The sequence below is a fragment of the Bacillus sp. DX3.1 genome (genome assembly GCF_030292155.1).
Taxonomy (GTDB): domain Bacteria; phylum Bacillota; class Bacilli; order Bacillales; family Bacillaceae_G; genus Bacillus_A.
In genome coordinates this window covers 3513094-3538121 of record NZ_CP128153.1, presented here as the reverse complement: position 1 = coordinate 3538121, position 25028 = coordinate 3513094, and the positions used below count along the sequence as shown (strand labels likewise).

The following is a 25028-nucleotide window of genomic DNA, read 5'->3' as shown; positions in this document are numbered from 1 at the left end:
GATTGTGAGCAATCGAAAAGTTCCGTTACGAAAGTGCATTGCAACGCAAGAAATGAAGTCAAAGCGCGAGCTCGTTCGCATTGTTCGTTCCAAAGAGGGCGAAGTGTCAATTGATTTAAGTGGAAAGAAATCAGGACGCGGTGCATATTTGTCAAAAGATAAAGAGTGCATATTACAAGCGCAAAAGAAAAACGTTTTGGAACATCATCTAAAAGCGAAGGTCGACAATTCTCTTTATGAAGAGCTTCTTGAGCTTGTTGAGAAGGAGTCGAAGTAAGTGTCCGATTGGAAATCGTTTTTAGGACTAGCAAACCGTGCTCGGAAAATTATTTCGGGTGAAGAACTTGTTTTAAAAGAAGTACGAGGTGGCAAAGCAAAGCTCGTATTGCTTTCCGAAGATGCGTCAGCGAATACAACAAAACGTATCACTGACAAGACAACGTACTACAACGTACCAATGAGAAAAGTCGAAAACCGACAACAATTAGGGCATGCGATTGGGAGAGATGAGCGAGTCGTTGTAGCCGTGTTAGATGAGGGCTTTGCGAAAAAGCTGCGTAGCATGCTCGATACAACTTACCGGGGGTGAAGGTATGAGTAAAATTCGAGTATATGAATATGCGAAGAAACACAATGTCTCAAGTAAAGATATTATTACAAAACTAAAAGAAATGAATATTGAGGTCTCCAATCATATGACAATGTTAGACGATGAAGTAGTAAATAATTTAGATAATCAATATAATAATGGAACAGAAAAACCTTCTGTTGCAGATGAGTTTGAAGTAGAAGAAAAAGTTGTTCGCAGCAAAAAGAACAGCAATAATAAGAAGAAGAAAAAAGGCAAAGGAAATGAAGACAAACGTCAAGAAAACTTTGCTGGAAGACAACCAACACAAACAGTAGAGACACCGGATAAAGTTACTTTCTCTGGCTCTCTTACAGTAAGTGAACTTGCAAAAAAACTAGGAAAAGAGCCATCTGAACTTATTAAAAAGCTCTTTATGCTAGGTATTATGGCGACAATTAACCAAGATTTAGATAAAGATACAATTGAGCTAATTGCTAGTGATTACGGTATTGAAGTAGAAGAAGAAGTGATTGTTAGTGAAACAGAATTTGAAACTTTCATGGACGAGCAAGACAATGAAGAAAACTTAAAAGAACGTCCAGCGGTTGTTACAATTATGGGACACGTTGACCATGGTAAAACAACACTACTTGATTCTATTCGTAATTCAAAAGTAACTGCTGGTGAAGCTGGTGGAATTACACAGCATATCGGTGCATACCAAGTTGAAGTAAGTGACAAGAAAATTACGTTCTTAGATACACCAGGTCACGCAGCGTTTACAACAATGCGTGCACGCGGTGCACAAGTAACAGATATTACAATTCTTGTTGTTGCAGCTGATGACGGTGTTATGCCGCAAACAGTTGAAGCGATTAACCATGCGAAAGCAGCTGGAGTACCAATTATCGTTGCTGTGAATAAGATGGATAAACCATCAGCAAATCCAGACCGCGTAATGCAAGAGTTAACAGAGTACGAATTAGTGCCAGAAGCTTGGGGTGGAGATACAATTTTCGTACCAATTTCTGCAATTCAAGGCGAAGGAATTGACAACTTGTTAGAAATGATTCTTCTTGTAAGTGAAGTTGAAGAATATAAGGCAAATCCAAATCGCTATGCGGCTGGTACTGTAATCGAAGCACAGCTTGATAAAGGTAAAGGAACAATCGCAACATTACTTGTGCAAAACGGTACACTTCGAGTAGGAGATCCAATTGTTGTTGGTACATCATTCGGTCGTGTTCGTGCGATGGTAAATGATATTGGTCGTCGTGTGAAAGTTGCTGGTCCGTCTACTCCTGTTGAAATTACAGGTTTAAACGAAGTACCACAAGCAGGCGATCGCTTTATGGCATTTGCTGACGAGAAGAAAGCACGCCAAATCGGTGAGTCACGTGCACAACAAGCATTGGTTGCACAACGTGGTGAAAAATCTAAATTAAGCCTTGAAGATTTATTCCAACAAATTCAAGAAGGCGAAATGAAAGAAATTAACTTAATTGTGAAAGCAGACGTACAAGGTTCTGTAGAAGCAATGGCAGCATCACTTCGCAAAATCGATGTTGAAGGCGTAAAAATAAAAATCATTCACACAGGCGTAGGTGCAATTACAGAATCTGATATTATTTTAGCTTCTGCATCAAATGCAATCGTGATTGGATTTAACGTACGTCCTGATGTAAATGCGAAACGTACAGCTGAATTAGAAAATGTTGATATTCGCTTACACCGCATTATTTACAAAGTAATCGAAGAGATTGAAGCAGCAATGCAAGGTATGCTGGATCCTGAATTCGAAGAAAAAGTAATCGGTCAAGCAGAAGTTCGTCAAACATTCAAAGTTACTAAAGTTGGAACAATTGCGGGCTGTTACGTAACTGATGGTAAAATCACACGTGATAGCGGCGTACGTATCATTCGTGATGGCGTAGTTATTTTCGAAGGACAACTTGATACGTTAAAACGTTTCAAAGATGACGTAAAAGAAGTTGCACAAAACTATGAGTGTGGTATTACAATTGAAAGATATAATGATCTTAAAGAAGGGGACATCATTGAGGCGTACATTATGGAAGAAGTGAAGCGATGATTATCGCTTCACTCTCATTTGAGTGTATGATTTATGATGTGCATTCTTTAAAAGAGAAACGAGCAATTTTACAGCGTGTTTTAACTCGTGTGAAACAAAGGTACAATGTATCTGTTTCAGAAGTTGGACACCAGGATGTATGGCAACGTACAGAAATTGCAATTGTTTCCGTATCCTCAAATCGTGTTGTCTGCGAAAAAGAAATGAATCGTGTACTTGCGTATGTTGACTCATTTCCTGAGATTGAACGTACGATAACGCAATTGGAATGGTATTGAATGAGGTGATTAGTTATGAAGCTACGTGCAAATCGCGTGGGCGAGCAAATGAAAAAAGAACTAGGCGAAATTATTAGTCGCAAAATTAAAGATCCACGTATCGGTTTTGTGACGGTAACAGATGTGCAAGTAAGTGGGGATTTACAGATTGCCAAAGTATATATTTCTGTTTTAGGAGACGAACAACAGAAAGAAAATACATTAAAAGGCTTAGCGAAGGCAAAAGGATTTATTCGTGCTGAAATTGGGCAGCGTATTCGTCTTCGTAAAACACCTGAAATTACCTTTGAATTTGATGAGTCTATCGCTTATGGACATAGAATTGACACGCTTTTACATGAAATTAATAAAGACGGTAAACGCGAAGAATAATGGATAGACAATTGTCTATCCATTTTTTCAATGGGAAGTAATTTTGCATTCAAGTGCTTGTTCAAAAAGGGGATAAAGAGAGCCGAGCAGTTTGAGGCGCGGAAGCCAGGAAAGTGCGGAGTGTAGATAGACCTACATGAGTACCGGACTGGCGACGTAACGAAGAAATGCAATAGCTATCTTTACCGGACTTTTTGAACATCCTATACAAAAGTATAACGATGAGGTGAACATATGGAAGGTGTATTATTACTACATAAACCAAAAGGCATGACGTCACATGATTGTGTATTTAAGTTAAGAAAGATATTAAGAGAGAAACGTATAGGTCATACAGGTACATTAGACCCAGATGTGACAGGTGTATTACCAATTTGTGTAGGGCGTGCTACAAAGATTGCGCAATTTTTAACAAGTGAAACAAAAACGTATGAAGGTGAAGTTACCCTTGGTTTCTCAACAACGACAGAAGATGCTTCAGGTGAAGTTGTGGAAAAACAAGATGTAAATCGTATTATTACACGCCAAGAGGTGGAATCCGTATTAGCAGAATTAACGGGGACAATTGAACAAGTGCCGCCGATGTACTCAGCTGTAAAAGTAAACGGAAAGAAACTATATGAATATGCCAGAGCAGGAAAAGAAGTAGAACGTCCAGTACGTACGATTACAATTCATGAATTTGCGCTACTTGATGACCGGGAAGTATTTGAAGGAAAGGCGGTTTCATTCCGTTTCCGCGTTACATGTAGTAAAGGAACATATGTGAGAACGTTAGCTGTTATGGTTGGTGAAAAGCTTGGTTTCCCGGCACATATGTCACATCTTGTGCGAACAGCATCAGGAGAATTTAACTTAGAAGATTGCATATCATTTGAAGAAATTGAACAAACGGTGCAAAATGGAACAGTGGATTCTATTTTTATTTCCATTGATGAAGCATTAAGTAAGTTTCCAAAAATGGTTGTAGATGATGAGCAAGCAGAAAAAATAAAAAATGGCATGTTTTTAAAGAATGAGTTGCAAGTGACAGCGCCATTTATTACAGTATTTGATACAAATGAACGTTGCTTAGCAATTTATGAACACCATCCAAAGCACCCTGGAATGTTAAAGCCAATGAAAGTACTTGTGAATAATCAAGAACTACAGCTATAATGAATTATTAGAAGAATTATTACAGAAAAGGTGGATTCAAGCGTGAAACTCATTCATTTAACTCATCCCCATGCACAAAATAAAATAGAATTACCGCCTACTGTAATGGCATTAGGATATTTTGATGGCATTCATTTAGGACATCAGCGTGTAATTCAAACAGCAAAAAAGATGGCGGACGAAAGAGGATGTAAAAGTGCTGTTATGACGTTTCATCCACACCCATCTGTTGTATTAGGGAAAAAAGAAGCACATGTGGAGTACATTACTCCAATGAGCATAAAAGAAAAAGTAATTGCGAGTTTAGGAATTGACACGTTATACGTTGTGAAATTTGATGAATCATTTGCTAATTTGTTGCCACAACAATTTGTAGATGAATATATTATTGGGTTGAATGCAAAACATATTGTAGCTGGCTTTGATTATTCGTATGGACGTTTAGGAAAAGGGACGATGGAAACTTTGCCATTTCATGCAAGAGGGGAGTTTGCACAGACCGTGATTGAAAAAGTAGAATTTCAAGAAGAAAAAGTAAGTTCCACATCATTACGAAAGTTGATTCGTAATGGGGAAATGGACAAAATTCCGTCTATTTTAGGTAGGGCCTATACTGTGGAAGGAACTGTCGTTCACGGAGATAAACGCGGACGTCAAATTGGTTTTCCAACAGCAAATGTTGCTTTAAAGGATGAATATCTTCTGCCACCTGTTGGTGTATATGCGGTGAGAATGAAAGTAAATGATGAGTGGCATGATGGCGTATGTAACATCGGCTATAGGCCAACATTTAAAGAAGAGCGTCAGCTTTCTATTGAAGTACATCTATTTAATTTCCATCAAGATATATATGACCAATCTGTTGTTGTGGAGTGGCGTGTGCGTATTCGGGAAGAGAAAAAGTTTAATGGTATCGATGAGTTAGTTGCGCAAATCGCGAAAGATAAACAGACGGCGCAAGAATATTTTAGCACTGCGAAGAATATACTTGCTTTTTCAAATGAAAAGTAGTATTCTATGTTATGTACTTTATGACAACCATTGCTTGGCATTGCGACTCACCGACGCTTGCTAGGTAATTGGGGGTTTAATAATTAGGAGGTGAAATAGGATGGCTTTAACACAAGAGCGTAAAAATGAAATCATTGCACAATTTAGAACTCATGAGACTGATACTGGTTCTCCAGAGGTTCAAATTGCTGTCCTAACAGAGCAAATTAACACTCTAAATGAGCACTTACGTACTCACAAGAAGGATCATCATTCACGTCGTGGTCTATTAAAGATGGTTGGTAAACGTCGTAACTTACTTACTTACCTTCGTAACAATGACATCACACGTTACCGTGAATTAATCACAAAGCTTGGCTTACGTCGATAGTCAAAAAAGCGGGAATATTCCCGCTTTTTTGTTAGGTAAAAATATATCTTCTACTCTTAATAGCTTACTTATATTTCGGTAATACTAGAGGAAGAATATTGTGATATATTATCCATTTACATAGAAGAATTGAATATTTTAATATTTTAAATTGAGAGGGGTACTTAAATGAGTCACGAAAAGCAAGTCTTCTCGATAGATTTAGCTGGTCGTCAGCTTACAATTGAAACAGGTCAGCTTGCAAAACAAGCAAACGGAGCAGTATTAGTAAGATATGGCGACACAGCGGTTCTATCTACAGCAACTGCATCAAAAGAGCCTAAAAATGTAGATTTCTTTCCATTAACAGTAAACTATGAAGAGCGTTTATATGCAGTAGGTAAAATTCCAGGCGGCTTCATTAAACGTGAAGGTCGTCCAAGTGAAAAGGCAATTTTAGCGAGTCGCTTAATTGACCGTCCAATTCGTCCACTTTTCGCAGATGGATTCCGTAACGAAGTGCAAGTTGTCAGCATCGTTATGAGTGTGGACCAAGATTGTTCTTCTGAAATGGCAGCTATGCTTGGTTCTTCTTTAGCGTTATCGATTTCAGATGTGCCATTTGAAGGTCCGATTGCTGGCGCGACAGTTGGTCGTATTGACGGAAAATTTGTTATTAACCCAACAGTAGCACAACAAGAACAAAGTGATATTCACCTTGTTGTAGCTGGAACAAAAGATGCAATTAACATGGTAGAAGCAGGAGCTGATCAAGTACCTGAAGAAATAATGTTAGAAGCGATTATGTTCGGTCATGATGAGATTAAACGTCTAGTTGCTTTCCAAGAAGAGATTGTACAAGCAGTTGGTAAAGAAAAAACAGAAGTGAAATTATATGAAGTAGATGCTGTAATCAATCAAAATGTACGTGAAATGGCAGAGAAAGATATGCATGCTGCGATTCAAGTATATGAAAAACATGCACGTGAAGATGCAATTAACGAAGTGAAAAAGCGTGTGATTGAGCACTATGAAGCAAATGAAGCTGATGGAGAAACATTAGGACAAGTAAATGAGATTTTATATAAAATTGTAAAAGAAGAAGTACGTCGTCTTATTACAGTTGAAAAAATCCGCCCAGATGGACGTAAAGGTGACGAAATCCGTCCTTTAGCATCAGAGGTAGGAATTTTATCTCGTACGCACGGTTCTGGTTTATTTACACGTGGACAAACACAAGCGCTTAGTATTTGTACGTTAGGTGCATTAGGCGATGTGCAAATTTTAGACGGTCTTGGTGTAGAGGAATCAAAACGTTTTATGCATCACTATAACTTCCCGTCCTTTAGTGTTGGAGAAACAAGACCAATGCGTGGACCTGGTCGTCGTGAAATTGGTCACGGTGCATTAGGTGAACGTGCGCTTGAACCAGTTATTCCATCCGAGCAAGACTTCCCGTATACAGTTCGTCTTGTATCAGAAGTATTAGAATCAAATGGTTCTACTTCACAAGCAAGTATTTGTGGAAGTACGTTAGCGATGATGGATGCAGGTGTTCCGCTTAAAGCACCAGTTGCTGGTATTGCAATGGGACTTGTGAAGTCTGGTGAGCACTACACAATTTTAACTGATATCCAAGGTATGGAAGATCACTTAGGTGATATGGACTTTAAAGTAGCAGGTACAGCTCAAGGTGTAACAGCGCTACAAATGGATATTAAAATTGCTGGTTTATCTCGTGAAATTTTAGAGGAAGCATTGCAACAAGCAAAAGTTGGCCGCATGCACATTCTAGATCATATGTTATCTGCTATTGCCGAGCCTCGTAAAGAGTTATCTGCGTATGCTCCGAAAATTATTACAATGACAATTAATCCGGACAAAATCCGTGATGTTATTGGACCGAGCGGTAAGCAAATTAACAAAATTATTGAAGAAACTGGCGTGAAAATTGATATTGAACAAGATGGTACAGTCTTTATTTCTTCTATTGATCAAGAGATGAATGAAAAGGCGAAGAAAATCATTGAAGATATTGTTCGTGAAGTACAAGTAGGCGAAATTTACTTAGGAAAAGTAAAACGCGTTGAAAAATTCGGTGCTTTCGTTGGATTATTCAGTGGTAAAGATGGTCTTGTCCATATTTCTGAACTTGCACTTGAACGTGTAGGCAAAGTAGAAGACGTTGTGAAAATCGGTGATGAGATTTCAGTAAAAGTTATCGAGATTGACAAACAAGGTCGTGTAAACTTGTCTAGAAAAGTATTGCTTAAAGAAGAGCAAGAAAAAGAAGCTGCAAAAGAAGAAGCCTCAAAACAAGAAAATGAGCAAGAGCAAAAATAAGTGAAAAAGCCAGGAATCCTGGCTTTTTTTTATTATATAAAAACATTAGATGGAGAGATTTTTGTAGGGAATGAGGTATAGTTTTACTGAGAACGCTCAAATTAACAACAATAAGAAGAAAATGGATTATTTCTTTTTGTATAGTTAATGGGAGGGTTTACATGAGAATTCGTATATTTTTATCTATATCTATATTATTATTCTGTATGGGACCATGTTCATATGTGGTATTTGCAAAAGACCATCTTTACGAAGAAATTCAGAAACAAGCGAAACAGTATAGAATTGCCCCGCAAAATGCAGTCATTGATAAGATTTGGAAAGCAACACCGGGATATAATGGTAAAGAGGTTGATATTGAGGCATCATATCAAAATATGAAGAAGGTCGGTGAATTTGACGAAAAACAACTTGTATATCGGGAGGTTTCACCATACACACACTTAGCAGATTTATCACCCTCTCCCATTTATCGGGGGCATCCACATAAAAAAATGGTGGGTTTAACGATAAATGTTGCTTGGGGAAATGAGTATCTTCCTCGTATATTAGAGACACTACAAAAACATGGTGTAAAGGCAACTTTCTTTTTGGAAGGTCGTTGGGTGAAAGAAAATTTAAGGTTTGCGAAAATGATTGTGGATGCAAAGCAAGAGGTAGGAAATCACTCCTATACACATCCTGATATGAAAACGCTATCTGCAGGAGCGATACATGAGCAATTACAGAAAACAAATCAAATTATTGAGGCGGTAACGAATCAAAAAGTACGTTGGTTTGCACCTCCAAGCGGAAGTTTTCGTGAAGAAGTTGTTCAATCGGCTGCTAATTTGCGAATGGGAACGATTATGTGGACAGTTGACACGATTGATTGGAAACGACCGGAACCACAAGTGCTATTGCAGCGTGTTATGAGTAAAGTGCATCCAGGTGCAATTGTGCTCATGCATCCTACGTCATCAACAGCACACGCATTAGATACGATGATTTCACAGTTGAAAGAACAAGGTTATAAAGTAGGAAATATTACAGAATTACTAGATGAAAAGCGAATCGATTAAATACATTTGCATGACATTCGTCTTTAAACTTGTTATCATTAAACAATAGAAAATTTTTATAGAGAAACTGGCATTAGGAGGAAGGTTTTTGATTAAAAAATATACTTGTAAAAATGGAGTAAGAATTGTAATGGAGAATATTCCAACTGTAAGATCTGTTGCAATTGGAATATGGATTCATGCGGGATCGAGAAATGAAAATGAAAAAAACAATGGAGTTTCTCACTTTTTGGAGCACATGTTTTTTAAAGGGACAGAGACACGCAGTGCGAGAGAAATTGCAGAATCATTTGATAGCATAGGTGGTCAAGTGAATGCATTTACTTCAAAAGAATATACATGTTACTACGCAAAAGTGCTTGATGAGCATGCGAACTATGCGCTAGATGTTTTAGCAGATATGTTCTTTAACTCAACATTCGATGAAGAAGAATTAAAAAAAGAGAAGAATGTTGTATTTGAAGAAATTAAAATGTATGAAGATACACCAGATGACATCGTACATGATATGTTAACGAAAGCGACGTATGAAACACATCCACTTGGATATCCCATTTTAGGAACAGAAGAAACACTTGAGACATTTACAGGAGATACGCTTCGTCAATATATAAAAGATCATTATACACCTGAAAATGTCGTCGTTTCGATTGCTGGGAATATTGATGAAACATTTGTTCAAACAGTGGAACAATATTTTGGGAATTATGAAGGAACAACAAATCGTGAACAAGTACATAGTCCAACTTTCCATTTTAATAAAGTAGCCCGTAAAAAGGAAACGGAGCAAGCTCATTTATGTTTAGGTTTCCAAGGACTGCAAATGGGTCATGAGGATATTTATAACTTAATCGTATTAAATAATGTATTAGGCGGTAGCATGAGTAGCCGTTTATTCCAAGAAGTGCGTGAGCAACGTGGCTTAGCGTATTCCGTATTCTCTTACCATTCTTCTTATGAAGATACAGGGATGTTAACGCTTTACGGCGGAACAGGAAGTCAACAATTAGATACTTTATATGAAACAATGCAGGAAACATTAGAAACATTGAAAAATACAGGTATTACAGAAAAAGAATTGGTTAATAGTAAAGAGCAGCTTAAAGGCAACCTTATGTTAAGCTTAGAAAGTACGAATAGCCGTATGAGCCGTAATGGAAAAAATGAATTACTGTTGAAAAAACATCGTTCGCTTGATGAAATTATTGAAAGCGTGAACCTTGTTACAAAAACGAATGTAGACGAATTGATTCGTAACATGTTTACAAACGAATTTTCTGCAGCGCTCATTAGTCCAACTGGTGAGCTTCCAAAAGGAATGAAATAAAGTGAAACTTCCATTAGTGGGGTTTCATCTCCCGTTAATAGTTAGTTGAACACTACCTGTTAGATAAAAATAGCCGTATCTCATTATAATGAGATACGGCTATTTTTTTTTGGTAAACCTGTTACAAACATCAAAGACTTCTGGTAATGGAAGTTCATTCAATTTTCTTGGTATTTTTTAAAGACATGCAGAATACGTAGTTATTATAGAGTGGAATTTGAGATATTATTTTATAGATGATTGTAAAGGAGAGAATGATATGCGTTTAAGTGAATTAAGTGGAAAAGAAATTGTGGATTTAGAACGCGCAGAAAAAATGGGAGTTTTAGGCCACGCTGATTTAGAAATAAACGAGAAAGATGGAAAAATCCAAGCTCTCATCATACCGGTGGGAAAATGGGGTGGATTTAAAAGAGAACAGCAGGAAATACGTGTAGAATGGAGCCGAATTAAAAAAGTTGGGCATGATATGATTATTTTTGATCTTGCAAATCATTCAAGTTCACAGTGAAAGATAACCGTTTTGGTTGTCTTTTTTTTATTCTGTTTTAACAGGTAGTCGTATCCTCAACTCAAAATACAGAGAAGGCGTAGAAGTTAGGCAAGAATGAAGGTCGCGACTGGAGGAGAATCCCACTTTATCCCGCTATTTGTGGGCGGTAAGATCCCCACCTCAAGATTCAGAGAGAAACAAAGAAGATAGGTGGGGGATAACTGCCCGTAAAAGCCCGATTGGTGAGAACAAATTCTCAGTGGGGGATGAAGAAAACCTCCACTGAAAAAAGTTTCACTTTATAGAAGGATAGATATTTGGAAATGGTGTATGCTTTTTGCTTTTCAATCACCTCTGACTCGTACATTACATATGATGTGGAGGAAAAAGAAAAAGTAGGCGCTTTTCTTATAAATGAAAGAAAAAGAAGGTGAAGTAGGGAATGTTGACTGAGATGCACATTGCTGTCATAGGTGGAGATGCAAGACAGCTTGAAGTGATTCGGAAGCTGGTTGAACTGGATGCGAAACTTTCATTGATAGGATTTGATCAACTGGATCATGGTTTTACAGGGGCAGCAAAAGAGAGTATGCAAAATCTAGATTTCACTTCTTTAGATGCAATTATTTTACCGGTGGCTGGAACAAATGCAAAAGGGGAAGTAGATACTATTTTTTCAAATGAAAAAGTTTCTATTACGAAAGACCAGATTGAAAAAACACCAGCAAATTTTACTATATATTCAGGTATTGGAACTTCGCATTTAGAGGATATTGTCTCTGCTACGAATCGAAAGCTTGTGAAATTATTCGACCGTGATGATGTGGCTATCTACAATTCTATTCCAACGGTAGAAGGAACGATAATGATGGTCATTCAACATACAGATTATACCATTCATGGGTCGAATGTAATGGTTTTAGGCTTTGGTAGAACGGGAATGAGTGTAGCAAGAGCTTTTCAAGCGTTAGGAGCTCATGTCAAAGTAGGGGCGCGGCGTTCAGAACATATTGCTCGTATTTCGGAAATGATGTTTTCTCCGTTTCAGATGAAGGATATTGAGAAAGAAGTGTGTGATGTTGATATTGTAATTAATACGATTCCACATCTTGTTGTAACTGCAAATGCGATTTCACGTATGCCAGCTCATACCCTAATTATTGATTTAGCATCTAAACCTGGTGGAACAGACTTTCGTTATGCAGAAAAGAGAGGGGTTAAAGCGTTGTTGGCACCTGGTCTTCCAGGAATCGTTGCGCCAAAAACGGCAGGACAAATCTTAGCGAATGTTCTTTCTCAACTATTATTGACCGATATGGAAGCAAGAAAGGGGAATGGAAAATGAGTTTAAACGGCAAACGAATTGGATTTGGATTTACAGGGTCTCATTGTACGTACGCCGAAGTAATGCCGTATGTAGAGAAAATCGTCGCCGAAGGAGCAGAAGTATTGCCTGTTGTATCATATACGTTGCAAACGACAAATACAAGATTTGGTGAAGGAGCAGAGTGGATTGAAAAAATCGAAGCGATAACAGGAAATAAGGTGATTAATTCGATTGTAGCAGCAGAGCCACTTGGTCCGAAAATCCCCTTGGATTGCATGATTATTGCCCCGTTAACAGGAAATTCAATGAGTAAATTTGCAAATGCAATGACAGATTCGCCAGTATTAATGGCAGCAAAGGCAACACTTCGAAATGGAAAGCCAGTTGTGTTAGCTGTTTCCACAAATGATGCACTTGGACTAAATGGTGTGAATCTCATGCGTCTTATGGCCACGAAAGATATTTATTTTGTACCATTTGGGCAAGATGCACCAGAGAAAAAACCAAATTCAATGGTAGCACGTATGGAACTTCTTCAAGATACAATTGTAGAAGCGATGGAGGGAAAACAACTACAACCTGTAGTTGTAGAAAAATTCAGATATATGAATTAAAAAACGAAAAAAAACAGACAATTTTTTGTGAAATCATCATTCTTATCGCAGAATATGATAAAATTAATGATATTAAGAATGAGAAGGAGTATTCTATACTCCTTCTCATTCTAAGTATAGAAGGATTGGTATCTAGAAAGGGGCATAGTGATGGAAAAGAAAAAATCTTTTCATGTCGCTGTAGTTGGAGCAACCGGCGCAGTTGGTGAACAAATGTTAAATACTTTAGAGAAACGTGATTTTCCAATTGGAAAGTTAACGTTACTTTCATCTAAACGTTCTGCAGGTAAGAAACTTGTATTTAAGGGAGAAGAATTCACAGTACAAGAAGCAACTCCTGAAAGCTTTGAAGGAGTGAATATTGCACTCTTTAGTGCAGGTGGATCTGTATCTAAACAATTAGCACCAGAAGCAGCAAAACGTGGTGCAATTGTTGTTGATAATACAAGTGCATTCCGTATGACGGAAAATGTGCCGCTTGTTGTACCCGAAGTGAATGAAAAGGACTTAAAGGAGCACAATGGTATCATTGCGAATCCAAACTGTTCTACAATTCAAATGGTAGTCGCTCTTGAGCCAATTCGTCAGCAATTTGGTTTAAAACGAGTAATCGTTTCCACATACCAAGCTGTGTCAGGTGCAGGTGCTGCTGCAATTGAAGAGCTTCATGAACAATCACAAGCAATCTTAAATGGGGAAGAAGCAAAAGCAAATGTTTTACCTGTATCAGGTGACGAAAAACATTATCAAATTGCTTTTAATGCAATCCCACAAATTGATAAGTTTCAAGATAATGGCTTTACATTCGAAGAAATGAAAATGATTAATGAAACGAAAAAAATCATGCATATGCCAGAGTTGGAAGTAGCAGCAACATGCGTACGTTTACCTGTTGTATCAGGTCATTCTGAATCTGTTTACATTGAAGTTGAAAAAGAAGGTGTAACAGTAGAAGAAATGAAAAACTTGCTTGCGAATGCAGAAGGAATTGTACTGCAAGATAATCCGGCAGAACAGTTATATCCAATGCCATCTACGGCAGTAGGCAAAAACGAAGTATTCGTTGGACGTATTCGCAAAGATTTAAATAACAATAAGGGATTCCATCTTTGGGTCGTATCTGATAACTTATTAAAAGGTGCTGCATGGAACTCTGTTCAAATTGCAGAACGATTAGTAAAATTACAATTAGTGTAAACGGCTAAAAGAAGGTGCAAAAAATGAAAATTATTGTTCAAAAATTTGGTGGTACATCTGTGCGTGATGAAAACGGACGTAAGCATGCACTTCACCACATTAAAAAATCATTAGACGCTGGTTATAAAGTAGTTGCGGTTGTATCAGCTATGGGACGTAAAGGCGAACCATATGCAACGGATACGCTATTAGGTCTTGTTAAACAAACTGAATCTAACATTTCAAAACGTGAACAAGATTTATTGCTATCATGTGGCGAATTAATTTCAGCAATCGTCTTTTCTAATATGTTAAATGAAAATGGATTAAAAGCAGCAGCATTAAATGGTGCACAAGCTGGTTTTGTAACGAACAATGACTTTACGAATGCAAAAATCATTGAAATGAATTGCGATCGTATTCTAGCGGAATTACAAGAAGTAGACGTTGTTGTTGTTACAGGTTTTCAAGGACAAACAAAAAATGGCGATACGACAACACTTGGGCGTGGTGGAAGTGACACTTCAGCTTCAGCTTTAGGTGTTGCGCTTCACGCTGAATATATCGATATTTTTACAGATGTAGAAGGTGTAATGACTGCTGATCCGCGTATTGTGAAAGATGCACGTCATCTTCAAAACGTAACATACAATGAAATTTGTAATATGGCTTACCAAGGTGCAAAAGTTGTTCATCCGCGGGCAGTTGAAATTGCAATGCACGCAAAGGTACCACTTCGTGTGCGTTCTACGTACTCTGATAGTGAAGGTACACTTATTGCGGCATACGATGGCGCTACAAAGGGCCGTGACGTAGAAGAACGGCCTGTTACAGGAATCGCCCATGTATCAAATGTGACGCAAATTAAAGTACTTGCAAAAGAAGGATCGTATGATCTGCAAAAGCACGTTTTTAAAGAGATGGCGAATGAAGGAATTAGTGTAGATTTAATTAATATTTCACCTACAGGTGTGGCATATACAGTGAAGGACAATGTATCGAACCGTGCTGTTGAACTTCTTCAAAAACTTGGATATGATCCAATTGTGACAGAGCACTGTGCGAAAGTATCCATTGTGGGAGCTGGGATGGCTGGTTACCCAGGGGTTACCGCTAAAATCGTCACAGCTTTAGCTGAAAGAGGGATTCAAATTTTACAATCAGCAGATAGTCATACGACAATTTGGGTGCTTGTAAAAGAAACAGATTTAGTGGAAGCTGTTAATGCATTACATAGTGCATTTGAGCTTTCAAAAGAAAAGCAACTGGAACAATAAGGAGTGAGACTATGCTAGATTTTGGAACAATTGCGACGGCGATGGTGACACCGTTTGATAAGAATGGAAATATCGACTTTGCAAAGACAACAAAACTGGTAAATTATTTAATTGATAACGGTACAACAGCAATCGTTGTAGGAGGAACGACTGGAGAGTCTCCTACATTATCATCAGAAGAAAAAGTAGCGTTATATCGCCATGTTGTATCTGTTGTCGAGAAAAGGGTGCCCGTAATTGCTGGAACAGGTAGCAATAATACACATGCTTCTATTGAATTAACGAAAAAAGCAACAGAAGTTGGTGTCGATGCAATTATGCTAGTTGCACCGTATTATAATAAACCGAGTCAAGAAGGAATGTATCAGCATTTTAAAACAATTGCTGAAAGTACAGTACTTCCGGTTATGCTATACAATGTTCCAGGACGATCTATTGTACAAATCTCCGTTGATACAGTTGTTCGTTTATCACACATACCAAACATTGTTGCAATTAAAGATGCTGGCGGCGATGTATTAACGATGACAGAAATTATTGAAAAAACAGCGGACGACTTTGCTGTATACAGCGGTGATGATGGTTTAACGTTACCAGCAATGGCGGTTGGGGCAAATGGTATTATCTCTGTTGCATCTCATGTGATCGGAAATGAAATGCAAGAAATGATTGCTGCATTTCAAGCTGGAGATTTCAAAAAAGCACAGAAATTGCATCAATTACTTGTAAGAGTAACGAATGCCCTATTTATGGCACCAAGCCCAACACCAGTAAAAACAGCGTTACAAATGCTTGGATTGGACGTAGGATCTGTTCGTTTACCTCTTCTTCCATTAACAGAAGAAGAACGAATAACATTACATGGTGTAATGCAGGCGATTCCTCGCTAATGAGAAAGTGGCTTAGTAAAAAACTAAGCCACTTTTCTTTTCCTCAATTATTTCCTTATATCAATATAAATAACATCTCTTATTTCCCATTACAAATAGGTAATAAGACCACTACCTTAACGTTTTCCAGCGTGAAAGAAGTTAGATGAAGGAGGGAAAAAAACCTCACCGATGGAAGTTTTACTTCATATGGAATTTAGATGCTTCTTTTCTCTTTCTCACAATTTAACTTGTGTTCTATTTCTTGTATCAGTTATAATATGGCTAAGTAGCTTAGTACGGGTATGCTTAGCAAAATTGGAAAAATTAAGGTTTAATGGAATTTCTATATCATATCGCATAAGATATTTGATTTATATAATGAAAGAGAGGTGAAACCTGGTTTAAAAACAAAAAAGAACATGATATCGCATAACGGTAAGGACATTCGTCTTGGACGGTGAAAATATGGTGGTTGTAGAGTTTCCCCTGGTGTCTCTACGATTTTAGTGAAATCAGTGTTTGCAAGATTTTTAAACCAGGCAACAACATGAAGAGAAAAGAGATTGATGCTATAAAAGTATTTGCGCTCGGTGGCGTAGGTGAAATCGGGAAAAATATGTATTGTGTGGAAATTGATTCTGAAATTTTTATCGTAGATGCAGGATTAATGTTCCCGGGAGATGAAATGTTTGGCATTGATATTGTTATTCCAGACATTACATATTTAGTAGAAAATCAAGATCGAGTAAAAGGCCTATTTATCACACATGGACATGAAGATCATATTGGCGGTATTGTTTATGTCTTACGAAAACTATCTATTCCTGTGTACGGAACAAAGTTAACATTAGGTCTTATACAAGAAAAACTTGGTGAAGCAGGAATGCTGGGGCGTGTAGACTTAAAAACAATTGATTCGAATTCTACAGTGGAATTTAATACGACAACGGTTTCATTTTTCGGAACAACGCATAGTATTCCGGATTCAGTTGGTGTGTGCTTCCATACATCACAAGGTGCTATTGTGTATACAGGAGATTTTAAATTTGACCAAACACCAATTGGCAACAATGGGGCAGATCTTGGAAAGATGGCACAAATCGGAAATGAAGGTGTTCTTTGTTTATTATCTGATAGTACAAATGCTGAACGTCCTGGTTATACAGGATCTGAAAAAGAAGTTGGCGTAGAGATTTCAAAAGTATTTTATAATGCAGAAGGACGCATTATCGTTGCTTCTTTTGCATCTAACGTACATCGCATTCAACAAGTATTTGATGCAGCTGCCGAAACTGGGCGTAAAGTAGCCGTTGTTGGTCGCAGTATGGTGAAAGTAGTGGATATTGCGAGACGTCTTGGCTATTTAGAAGTTCCAGATGGCATGGTCATTTCATTGCAAGAGGTTGATAATTTCCCTGAGAAAAAGGTAGCGATATTAACGACTGGTAGTCAAGGGGAACCAATGGCAGCCCTTTCACGTATGGCGAAGCAAGCTCATAAACAAATTTCTATTCGTAAAGGTGATACAGTTATTATTGCAGCTTCTCCAATTCCAGGAAATGAAATATCAGTATCTAGAATTATTGATTTACTATTTAGAGCTGGTGCAGAAGTTATATATTATGGAGAAAGAAAAGTGCATGTTTCTGGTCATGGTAGTCAGGAAGAGCTTAAATTAATGTTGAATTTAATGAAACCGAAATATTTTATACCCGTACATGGTGAATTTCGCATGCAAAAAGCACATGCATATTTGGCGGAAGATGTGGGCGTCTTAAAAGAAAACATCTTTATCGTAGAAAAAGGCGATGTAATTGCATTTGAAGGTGAAGAAGCAAAGCCAGCTGGTAAGGTGCAAGCGGGCAATGTTCTGATTGATGGATTAGGGGTAGGCGATGTTGGAAATATCGTCTTGCGCGATCGGAAAATGCTATCACAAGACGGAATTTTAGTAGTGGTAGTAACGCTTGGAAAAGATGAGAAAAAAATAGTCTCTGGACCAGAAATTATTTCACGAGGTTTTGTCTATGTTCGTGAATCTGAAGCATTAATTGAAAGATCTACAGATATTGTACGTACAATTGTAGAACAATCGATTAAAGAATATTCAATTGAATGGTCTATGCTAAAACAAAATATTCGTGAACTGTTAGGTCAATTCCTATATGAAGAAACGAAGAGAAAGCCGATGATTTTACCAATTATTATGGAAGTGTAATGAAAGCTGCCTTTACGGGCGGCTTTTTCTTTTTCTCCTCTATCGAATGAAATTTATAACTTAAGAGATAATAGTTGTATACGAGCGAAAGGGGATGCGATATGACAGAACGTGATGGTTTCACAAATGAAGAGAAAGAGCCTGATGCGAAAGAGGCATCAGTGTTAGAAAAAATTCAACAGCTTGGTCAAACGAATGTTCCACAAATGAACGAGTCGCGCATTCATTGTTTAACAATCGTTGGACAAGTTGAAGGGCATGTCCAGTTACCACCACAAAATAAGACAACCAAATACGAACATGTGATACCACAAATTGTAGCGATTGAACAAAACCCAAAAATTGAAGGTTTGCTTTTATTGCTTAATACAGTAGGTGGCGATGTAGAAGCAGGCTTAGCGATTTCCGAAATGGTGGCTTCGCTCTCAAAGCCAACTGTATCTCTTGTTTTAGGTGGAGGGCATTCGATTGGTGTACCAATTGCGGTATCAACAGATTATTCGTTTATTGCAGAAACTGCTACAATGACAATTCATCCAATTCGTCTGACGGGTCTTGTCATTGGTGTGCCGCAAACATTTGAGTATCTGGATAAAATGCAAGAACGCGTTATCAGGTTTGTAACAAAACACTCAAAAGTGACGGAAGATCGTTTTAAAGAGCTTATGTTTGCGAAGGGTAACTTAACACGCGATATTGGGACAAATGTTATTGGGATAGATGCAGTGAAGTATGGTTTAATAGATGATGTCGGTGGTATTGGGCATGCGGTTCGGAAATTAAATGAATTAATAGATATGCGAGCAGAGATGAATCAGGAAGGGAAGTTGCTACAATGATTTTATATACAATTATGCCAGAGCAACTTGTTTATCCGGCCGACTATTCGCAGTGTGCGCAGCAAAAAATAGTGAATGTAAATGGTATAGAGATGGTCGTGACCGAAGAAAGTGGACAGCATTATTCTATTGTTCGTGTACTAAGTACGAATCCCTCTCATTATTTACAATTTGAGCCTGGACAGAAAATAACCTTTTAGAGGATGTTCAAAAAGTCCAGTAAAGATAGCTGTAGCATTTCTTCGTTACGTCGCCAGTCCGGTACTCATGTAGTTCCATCTACACTTCGTATCCTCCTGGCTTCCGTGCCTCGAACTGCTCGGCTCTCTTTATCTCCTCCTTTTTGAACACGTACTAGAGGAAGCTCAAAAAGTCCGGTAAAGATAGCTGTCGCATTTCTTCGTTACGTCGCCAGTCCGGTACTCATGTAGTTCCAGCTACACTCCGTATCCTCCTGGCTTCCGTGCCTCGAACTGCTTGGCTCTCTTTATCCTCCTTTTTGAACACGTACTTTTAGTAAAAAGCAGGATTTTGTTCAGAGGCTATGGTATAATATAAAAAACAAGACGGTTGAGCAGCCATGATTAGGCTGCTTTCTTCTGTCTATTTTGCATTTCAAAAGAAGTATGAGAAATAGATGGTGAAAGGCTGTTTGGAAAGATCAGATTGATGTAGCGAACGATATATAGAGAAAATTTTCTATGAACGAAAGTTTTACTTTATTTAGGAATTTGAGGTGAAGAAATGGCAAAACAAAAGCAAAGAGGGACGAAAGCAAAAGCAAGACGTACGATAAAACCAACTTTGTATTATGAAATCGTCGGTTTGACTCTTTTTGCACTTTCAATTATTACAATTTTACAGCTAGGTGTTGTAGGTAAAGCGTTTGTGTTATTTTTTCGCTTTTTCTTTGGAGAATGGTACATAATTGGCGTGCTAGGTGTAATTGCGTTATCAATTGCATTTGTCATAAAACGAGCATGGCCAACATTATTAAATAAGCGATTAATTGGTGTATATTTAATTATATTAGCAATATTAATGTTTAGTCATATTACATTATTTAACCTTCTCTCAAAAGAGGGAACAGTAGAAAATGCATCTGTGATTGTTAGTACGAAAGATTTATTTTTTTATGAGATGAAAAAAGGTGTAGAATCTGTTCATCTAGGCGGTGGTATGTTTGGTGCCCTTATGTTTGCAACATGTTACTTTTTATTTGATGAAGTAGGGGCCTATATCGTCGGTATTATTCTTGTTATTCTTGGTATACTTTGTATTACGAACAAACATATCGGAGAAGTACTCGCTCCGATTGGCCGGATATTACGAAGTCAGTTTCAAGACATGCAGGGAGATTATAAGGACTGGAGAACGAAACGTGCTGCTGAGCAAACAGAAAAGAAAAAAACAGCAAGGCGTACGCATAGTGCACGTCAAGACGTTCAAGAAGAAATTGATGAGCCGATAGAAGAAATAGAAATCGGACCACCTATTATTTCGAATTTTACAGAGAATTATCCTGTAAGTGAAGAGAAAGATAAGGATAACAAAAATGAAAACAATTTAATTGCTCCGTCGCATATGGTGGAGGAAGAAATTCCTCCTGTACAAAAAGAGCAACCGCAGAAAAAAAGAGGAGAAAAAATTGTTGAGTCTCTTGAAGGGGAAATAAAAGCACCACCGATGCAATTTGCAAATGTGGAAAATAAAGATTATAAGCTCCCATCTTTAGACATATTGAAGTTTCCAAAAAATAAACAAGTTTCAAATGAGAATGAGAAAATTTATGAAAATGCCCGTAAGTTGGAACGCACATTCCAAAGTTTTGGTGTAAAAGCAAAAGTAACGAAAGTGCATAAAGGTCCTGCGGTTACGAAATATGAGGTTTATCCCGATATGGGGGTTAAAGTAAGTAAAATTGTAAGTTTAAGTGATGATTTAGCCCTTGCGTTAGCTGCAAAAGATATTCGAATTGAAGCACCAATTCCCGGGAAATCAGCAGTGGGGATTGAAGTACCGAATTCAGAAGTTGCGATGGTAACACTTAGAGAAGTACTGGATTCGAAAGCAAACAATCATCCAGAAGAAAAGCTATTAATTGGTCTTGGTCGTGATATTACCGGTGAAGCCGTGTTAGCGCGTTTAAATAAAATGCCCCATCTATTAGTAGCTGGAGCAACTGGTAGCGGAAAAAGTGTATGTATCAATGGCATTATCGTTAGTATTTTAATGCGCGCAAAACCGCATGAAGTAAAATTGATGATGATTGATCCGAAAATGGTAGAGTTAAATGTGTATAATGGTGTCCCACATTTATTAACGCCCGTTGTAACGGATCCAAAGAAAGCATCACAAGCACTGAAAAAAGTTGTCAGTGAAATGGAGCGTCGCTATGAATTGTTTGCTCATAGTGGTACGCGTAATATTGAAGGGTATAACGAATACGTTAGAAACCATAATGATCAATCAGAAGCAAAACAGCCAGAGCTTCCATACATTGTTGTTATTGTGGACGAGTTAGCAGATTTAATGATGGTCGCCTCTTCTGATGTAGAAGATGCAATTATGCGTCTTGCGCAAATGGCACGTGCTGCTGGCATTCATTTAATTATTGCGACGCAGCGTCCGTCTGTTGACGTTATTACCGGTGTTATTAAAGCGAATATTCCATCTCGTATTGCCTTTGCGGTTTCTTCGCAAACTGATTCTCGGACGATTCTTGATGGCGGAGGCGCAGAAAAACTATTAGGACGCGGAGATATGTTATTTATACCAATCGGTGCTTCAAAACCAGTTCGCGTACAAGGTGCATTTTTATCAGATGATGAAGTAGAAAGAGTAGTGGAATACGTTGTTGCACAGCAAAAAGCACAATATCAAGAAGATATGATTCCACAAGATGTACCAGATACAAAGCGAGAAGTAGAAGATAGTTTATATGATGAAGCAGTTCAACTTGTTGTAGAAATGCAAACGGCGTCTGTTTCTATGTTGCAGCGTAGATTCCGAGTTGGATATACACGTGCGGCACGCCTCATTGATGCGATGGAGATGAACGGTGTAGTTGGACCATACGAAGGTAGCAAGCCAAGAGAAGTATTGATTACAGATATACAAGAAAAAAGTTCTTAATAAAAAAGCCCAATTGTTTATACAATTGGGCTTTTTTATATGGGAATTTTGTTATATACTATAGTCACCTAGAAAGAAAGGGCTTTCATTCAAAGGGATATCTTTAGAATACGAATGCTTTTATGGTTAGTTTGGAAAACGTTCGATATTTATCTTGGAAAAGTGTCGAATTGTGTTGACACATATTGGGACAAGTGGTACGATTACTTCGAAAAGAATCAGTACCTCATATAATCTTGGAAATAAGGTCCATAAGTTTCTACCTAGCAACCATGAATTGCTGGACTATGAGGGGAAAAGTGTGTAACAAAGGATGTAAGGATCTTTGTGCCTAACTTTTTCTCTACAAGAGAAATGTTGGGTGCAAAGTTTTTTTTATAAAATAAAGATAGAAAATTTCACCTTACAAAATTATTAACACTTATTCGACAAATCATTATTTTCTATTTTAATTTAGGGCGCTTCATACTATATGATCCGTTGGAAAAAGAGAACAGAAGTCTTACATCAGAGGTCGAATAATTGGAATGCGGGGGAGTCTTATGTCAGTCAAATCCGATAGTCGACACTTATATTTACGGGTGATCGACCATATTAAAGAAAAAATCAAAAGCGGGGCATATAAAGAGAAACAGAAGTTGCCTTCAGAATTTGATTTAGCGAAAGAACTCGGCGTAAGTAGAGCTACTTTACGTGAAGCATTACGTATTTTAGAAGAAGAAAATGTTGTCATTCGTAGACATGGTGTTGGTACTTTTGTGAATGCAAAACCTTTGTTTTCTTCTGGAATTGAACAGCTTTCAAGTATTACAGATATGATTACTAGTGTGGGGAAAACACCGGGAACAATCTTTTTATCATCATCTACTACGAGCTTAACAGAAGAAGAAAAAGAAAAGTTTAATAGTGAAGAAGGCTTTGAGGCGTTAATGATTGAACGCGTTCGTACAGCAGACGGAGAACCTGTTGTCTATTGCATTGATAAATTAGCAAAAGAAGTATTACCAAATTTATCGGAATACAATGAGGAATCGCTTCTTACAGTCATACACAATAACACGCATAAACGTATTACATATGCGGTTGCACATATTGAACCGATGGGCTATCATCCAAAAATATCGCCGATTTTACAATGTGGACCAGAAACAGCGCTGCTTATTTTAAAGCAAATGCACTATGATCAAAATGACGAAGCAATCTTATATTCTATTAATTATTTTAGAGCAGATAAATTTAGCTTTCACGTATTAAGAAAGCGTATGTAATGTGTCCCTTTTTAGGGAGGTGACAGCAAGAAGAAGGGGACAATGGCATATTAGTAGATAGATATATAAATTAGGAGGGGTTTCTAGTATGAAGAAAAAAACAGGTATTTTATTATCATTAACTTTAGCAGCAACTGCAGTTTTAGGTGCATGTGGCAACTCGGATAAGGCAAGTGACAAAAAAGCAGATACAAGCTTTAAAGTTGGTATGGTTACAGACGTTGGGGGCGTAGATGATAAATCATTTAACCAATCCGCTTGGGAAGGTTTAACGAGTTTTGGTAAAGACAACGACTTGAAAAAAAATGAAGGATATCGTTACCTTCAATCAAGCAAGGATTCAGACTATATTCCAAACTTAACAAAGTTTGCGAAAAGTAATTATAATGTAACATTCGGTATTGGATTCTTAATGCAAGATTCAATTGAAAAAGTAGCAGATCAATATCCAAAACAACAGTTTGCGATTGTAGATACAGTTGTTGAAAAACCAAACGTAACAAGCATTACATTTAAAGACCATGAAGGTTCTTTCCTTGTTGGAGCTGTAGCAGCAATGACAACGAAATCAAATAAAGTTGGATTTATCGGTGGAGTAAAAAGTCCATTAATTGAGAAGTTTGAATCTGGATTTAAAGCTGGTGCCAAAGCGGTAAATCCTAACATTGAAGTTGTAGTGCAATATGCAGATGCATTTGATAAACCGGAAAAAGGCTCTGTATTAGCATCAGCAATGTATGGTCAAGGCATTGACGTAATTTATCATGCTTCTGGTGCAACTGGTAACGGTGTATTTACAGAAGCAAAAAACCGTAAGAAAAAAGGTGAAAACGTTTGGGTAATCGGAGTTGACCGTGACCAAAATCAAGAAGGTATGCCTGAAAACGTAACTTTAACTTCTATGGTAAAACGTGTTGACATTGCGGTTGAGAAAGTAGCACAAGAAGCAAAAGATGGTAAGTTAAAAGGTGGAAAAATAGAAGAGTTTGGTTTAAAAGATGACGGTATTGGTATTGCGAAAACAACTGATAACGTGAAAAAAGTAAATCCAGAAATTTTAACAAAAGTGGAAGAGTTTGAAAAGAAAATTACAGATGGTGAAATTAAAGTACCAGCTACTCCAGAAGAGTACAAAACATATGAAGCTTCTCTTAAAAAATAATTATAGAGAAATAGCAAAGGTTAGTTCTTAGAACTAACCTTTGCATATATAAAGTGTGTACTAAGGTTGCTGTTAATAGAGTGTA

General features: G+C 37.6%; 23 protein-coding genes and 1 riboswitch. All 23 genes read left to right on the top strand.

Going from position 1 to position 25028, the window contains the following annotated elements:
- Positions 1-4: 4 nt before the first annotated feature.
- The 23 genes from rnpM to QRE67_RS17475 all read left to right on the top strand — a co-directional run bounded on the left by rnpM (position 5) and on the right by QRE67_RS17475 (position 24943).
- A complete protein-coding gene (gene rnpM / locus QRE67_RS17585; protein WP_286121516.1) occupies positions 5-277 on the top strand; it encodes an RNase P modulator RnpM in 273 nt (90 codons plus the stop codon).
- Positions 278-589 (top strand): YlxQ family RNA-binding protein, encoded by a 312-nt coding sequence (locus QRE67_RS17580; protein WP_286121515.1) that lies wholly within the window; start codon positions 278-280, stop codon positions 587-589.
- Positions 590-593: 4 nt separating this feature from the next.
- The gene (gene infB / locus QRE67_RS17575) at positions 594-2663 is read left to right on the top strand and encodes a translation initiation factor IF-2 (RefSeq protein ID WP_286121514.1); all 2070 of its coding nucleotides are present in this window, start codon (positions 594-596) and stop codon (positions 2661-2663) included.
- The gene (locus QRE67_RS17570) at positions 2660-2941 is read left to right on the top strand and encodes a DUF503 domain-containing protein (protein WP_251227822.1); all 282 of its coding nucleotides are present in this window, start codon (positions 2660-2662) and stop codon (positions 2939-2941) included. The genes infB and QRE67_RS17570 overlap by 4 nt, the downstream gene beginning before the upstream one ends.
- A gap of 15 nt (positions 2942-2956) precedes the next feature.
- Positions 2957-3313, top strand: coding sequence for a 30S ribosome-binding factor RbfA (gene rbfA / locus QRE67_RS17565; protein WP_018764703.1), 357 nt, complete (start codon positions 2957-2959; stop codon positions 3311-3313).
- 234 nt (positions 3314-3547) lie between these two features.
- The gene (gene truB, locus QRE67_RS17560) at positions 3548-4471 is read left to right on the top strand and encodes a tRNA pseudouridine(55) synthase TruB (protein WP_286121513.1); all 924 of its coding nucleotides are present in this window, start codon (positions 3548-3550) and stop codon (positions 4469-4471) included.
- A gap of 42 nt (positions 4472-4513) precedes the next feature.
- On the top strand, positions 4514-5482 hold the full coding sequence (ribF, locus tag QRE67_RS17555) for a bifunctional riboflavin kinase/FAD synthetase (RefSeq protein WP_286121512.1): 969 nt from the start codon (positions 4514-4516) through the stop codon (positions 5480-5482).
- A gap of 100 nt (positions 5483-5582) precedes the next feature.
- Entirely contained in the window at positions 5583-5852 is a 270-nt protein-coding gene (gene rpsO, locus QRE67_RS17550) for a 30S ribosomal protein S15 (protein ID WP_286121511.1), read from the top strand.
- Positions 5853-6020: 168 nt separating this feature from the next.
- Positions 6021-8174 carry a polyribonucleotide nucleotidyltransferase gene (gene pnp / locus QRE67_RS17545; protein ID WP_286121510.1) on the top strand — a complete coding sequence of 718 codons (2154 nt, stop codon included), beginning with the start codon at positions 6021-6023 and terminating at the stop codon, positions 8172-8174.
- A 161-nt stretch (positions 8175-8335) separates the two neighbouring features.
- Positions 8336-9235, top strand: coding sequence for a polysaccharide deacetylase family protein (locus QRE67_RS17540; protein WP_286121509.1), 900 nt, complete (start codon positions 8336-8338; stop codon positions 9233-9235).
- An 88-nt stretch (positions 9236-9323) separates the two neighbouring features.
- On the top strand, positions 9324-10562 hold the full coding sequence (locus QRE67_RS17535) for a M16 family metallopeptidase (protein ID WP_286121508.1): 1239 nt from the start codon (positions 9324-9326) through the stop codon (positions 10560-10562).
- A gap of 259 nt (positions 10563-10821) precedes the next feature.
- Positions 10822-11073 (top strand): YlmC/YmxH family sporulation protein, encoded by a 252-nt coding sequence (locus QRE67_RS17530; RefSeq protein ID WP_286121507.1) that lies wholly within the window; start codon positions 10822-10824, stop codon positions 11071-11073.
- Positions 11074-11497: 424 nt separating this feature from the next.
- The gene (dpaA, locus tag QRE67_RS17525; RefSeq protein ID WP_286121506.1) at positions 11498-12400 is read left to right on the top strand and encodes a dipicolinic acid synthetase subunit A; all 903 of its coding nucleotides are present in this window, start codon (positions 11498-11500) and stop codon (positions 12398-12400) included.
- Positions 12397-12996: a dipicolinate synthase subunit B gene (locus QRE67_RS17520; protein ID WP_286121505.1), complete on the top strand. Its 600-nt coding sequence runs from the start codon at positions 12397-12399 to the stop codon at positions 12994-12996. The genes dpaA and QRE67_RS17520 overlap by 4 nt, the downstream gene beginning before the upstream one ends.
- 150 nt (positions 12997-13146) lie before the next feature.
- The gene (gene asd, locus QRE67_RS17515) at positions 13147-14193 is read left to right on the top strand and encodes an aspartate-semialdehyde dehydrogenase (RefSeq protein WP_286121504.1); all 1047 of its coding nucleotides are present in this window, start codon (positions 13147-13149) and stop codon (positions 14191-14193) included.
- Positions 14194-14216: 23 nt separating this feature from the next.
- Positions 14217-15449, top strand: a complete 1233-nt coding sequence (gene dapG, locus QRE67_RS17510; protein ID WP_286121503.1) for an aspartate kinase — start codon at positions 14217-14219, stop codon at positions 15447-15449.
- 11 nt (positions 15450-15460) lie between these two features.
- Positions 15461-16339, top strand: a complete 879-nt coding sequence (gene dapA, locus QRE67_RS17505) for a 4-hydroxy-tetrahydrodipicolinate synthase (protein ID WP_286121502.1) — start codon at positions 15461-15463, stop codon at positions 16337-16339.
- Between the two features lie 529 nt (positions 16340-16868).
- Positions 16869-18539 (top strand): ribonuclease J, encoded by a 1671-nt coding sequence (locus QRE67_RS17500; protein WP_286121501.1) that lies wholly within the window; start codon positions 16869-16871, stop codon positions 18537-18539.
- Between the two features lie 101 nt (positions 18540-18640).
- Positions 18641-19378: a ClpP family protease gene (locus QRE67_RS17495; RefSeq protein ID WP_286121500.1), complete on the top strand. Its 738-nt coding sequence runs from the start codon at positions 18641-18643 to the stop codon at positions 19376-19378.
- The gene (locus QRE67_RS17490) at positions 19375-19578 is read left to right on the top strand and encodes a YlzJ-like family protein (RefSeq protein ID WP_286121499.1); all 204 of its coding nucleotides are present in this window, start codon (positions 19375-19377) and stop codon (positions 19576-19578) included. The genes QRE67_RS17495 and QRE67_RS17490 overlap by 4 nt, the downstream gene beginning before the upstream one ends.
- Before the next feature lie 544 nt (positions 19579-20122).
- Complete coding sequence (locus QRE67_RS17485; protein ID WP_286121498.1) at positions 20123-22513, top strand: DNA translocase FtsK; 2391 nt, start codon at positions 20123-20125, stop codon at positions 22511-22513.
- A gap of 206 nt (positions 22514-22719) precedes the next feature.
- Positions 22720-22821: riboswitch (purine riboswitch) on the top strand.
- A gap of 234 nt (positions 22822-23055) precedes the next feature.
- Positions 23056-23781 carry a GntR family transcriptional regulator gene (locus QRE67_RS17480; RefSeq protein ID WP_286121497.1) on the top strand — a complete coding sequence of 242 codons (726 nt, stop codon included), beginning with the start codon at positions 23056-23058 and terminating at the stop codon, positions 23779-23781.
- 88 nt (positions 23782-23869) lie between these two features.
- Entirely contained in the window at positions 23870-24943 is a 1074-nt protein-coding gene (locus QRE67_RS17475; RefSeq protein WP_286121496.1) for a BMP family lipoprotein, read from the top strand.
- Positions 24944-25028: the final 85 nt, after the last annotated feature.

What these genes read in the sequence shown, in the direction of transcription:
- rbfA (WP_018764703.1), top strand. Translation starts at nt 2,957, where the DNA reads ATGAAGCTACGTGCAAATCGCGTGGGCGAGCAAATGAAAAAAGAACTA.
- QRE67_RS17490 (WP_286121499.1), top strand. Translation starts at nt 19,375, where the DNA reads ATGATTTTATATACAATTATGCCAGAGCAACTTGTTTATCCGGCCGAC.
- QRE67_RS17485 (WP_286121498.1), top strand. Translation starts at nt 20,123, where the DNA reads ATGGCAAAACAAAAGCAAAGAGGGACGAAAGCAAAAGCAAGACGTACG.
- QRE67_RS17480 (WP_286121497.1), top strand. Translation starts at nt 23,056, where the DNA reads ATGTCAGTCAAATCCGATAGTCGACACTTATATTTACGGGTGATCGAC.
- QRE67_RS17570 (WP_251227822.1), top strand. Translation starts at nt 2,660, where the DNA reads ATGATTATCGCTTCACTCTCATTTGAGTGTATGATTTATGATGTGCAT.
- QRE67_RS17495 (WP_286121500.1), top strand. Translation starts at nt 18,641, where the DNA reads ATGACAGAACGTGATGGTTTCACAAATGAAGAGAAAGAGCCTGATGCG.
- QRE67_RS17530 (WP_286121507.1), top strand. Translation starts at nt 10,822, where the DNA reads ATGCGTTTAAGTGAATTAAGTGGAAAAGAAATTGTGGATTTAGAACGC.
- QRE67_RS17540 (WP_286121509.1), top strand. Translation starts at nt 8,336, where the DNA reads ATGAGAATTCGTATATTTTTATCTATATCTATATTATTATTCTGTATG.
- QRE67_RS17500 (WP_286121501.1), top strand. Translation starts at nt 16,869, where the DNA reads ATGAAGAGAAAAGAGATTGATGCTATAAAAGTATTTGCGCTCGGTGGC.
- QRE67_RS17520 (WP_286121505.1), top strand. Translation starts at nt 12,397, where the DNA reads ATGAGTTTAAACGGCAAACGAATTGGATTTGGATTTACAGGGTCTCAT.
- rpsO (WP_286121511.1), top strand. Translation starts at nt 5,583, where the DNA reads ATGGCTTTAACACAAGAGCGTAAAAATGAAATCATTGCACAATTTAGA.
- QRE67_RS17475 (WP_286121496.1), top strand. Translation starts at nt 23,870, where the DNA reads ATGAAGAAAAAAACAGGTATTTTATTATCATTAACTTTAGCAGCAACT.
- asd (WP_286121504.1), top strand. Translation starts at nt 13,147, where the DNA reads ATGGAAAAGAAAAAATCTTTTCATGTCGCTGTAGTTGGAGCAACCGGC.
- dapG (WP_286121503.1), top strand. Translation starts at nt 14,217, where the DNA reads ATGAAAATTATTGTTCAAAAATTTGGTGGTACATCTGTGCGTGATGAA.
- pnp (WP_286121510.1), top strand. Translation starts at nt 6,021, where the DNA reads ATGAGTCACGAAAAGCAAGTCTTCTCGATAGATTTAGCTGGTCGTCAG.
- dapA (WP_286121502.1), top strand. Translation starts at nt 15,461, where the DNA reads ATGCTAGATTTTGGAACAATTGCGACGGCGATGGTGACACCGTTTGAT.
- infB (WP_286121514.1), top strand. Translation starts at nt 594, where the DNA reads ATGAGTAAAATTCGAGTATATGAATATGCGAAGAAACACAATGTCTCA.
- dpaA (WP_286121506.1), top strand. Translation starts at nt 11,498, where the DNA reads ATGTTGACTGAGATGCACATTGCTGTCATAGGTGGAGATGCAAGACAG.
- truB (WP_286121513.1), top strand. Translation starts at nt 3,548, where the DNA reads ATGGAAGGTGTATTATTACTACATAAACCAAAAGGCATGACGTCACAT.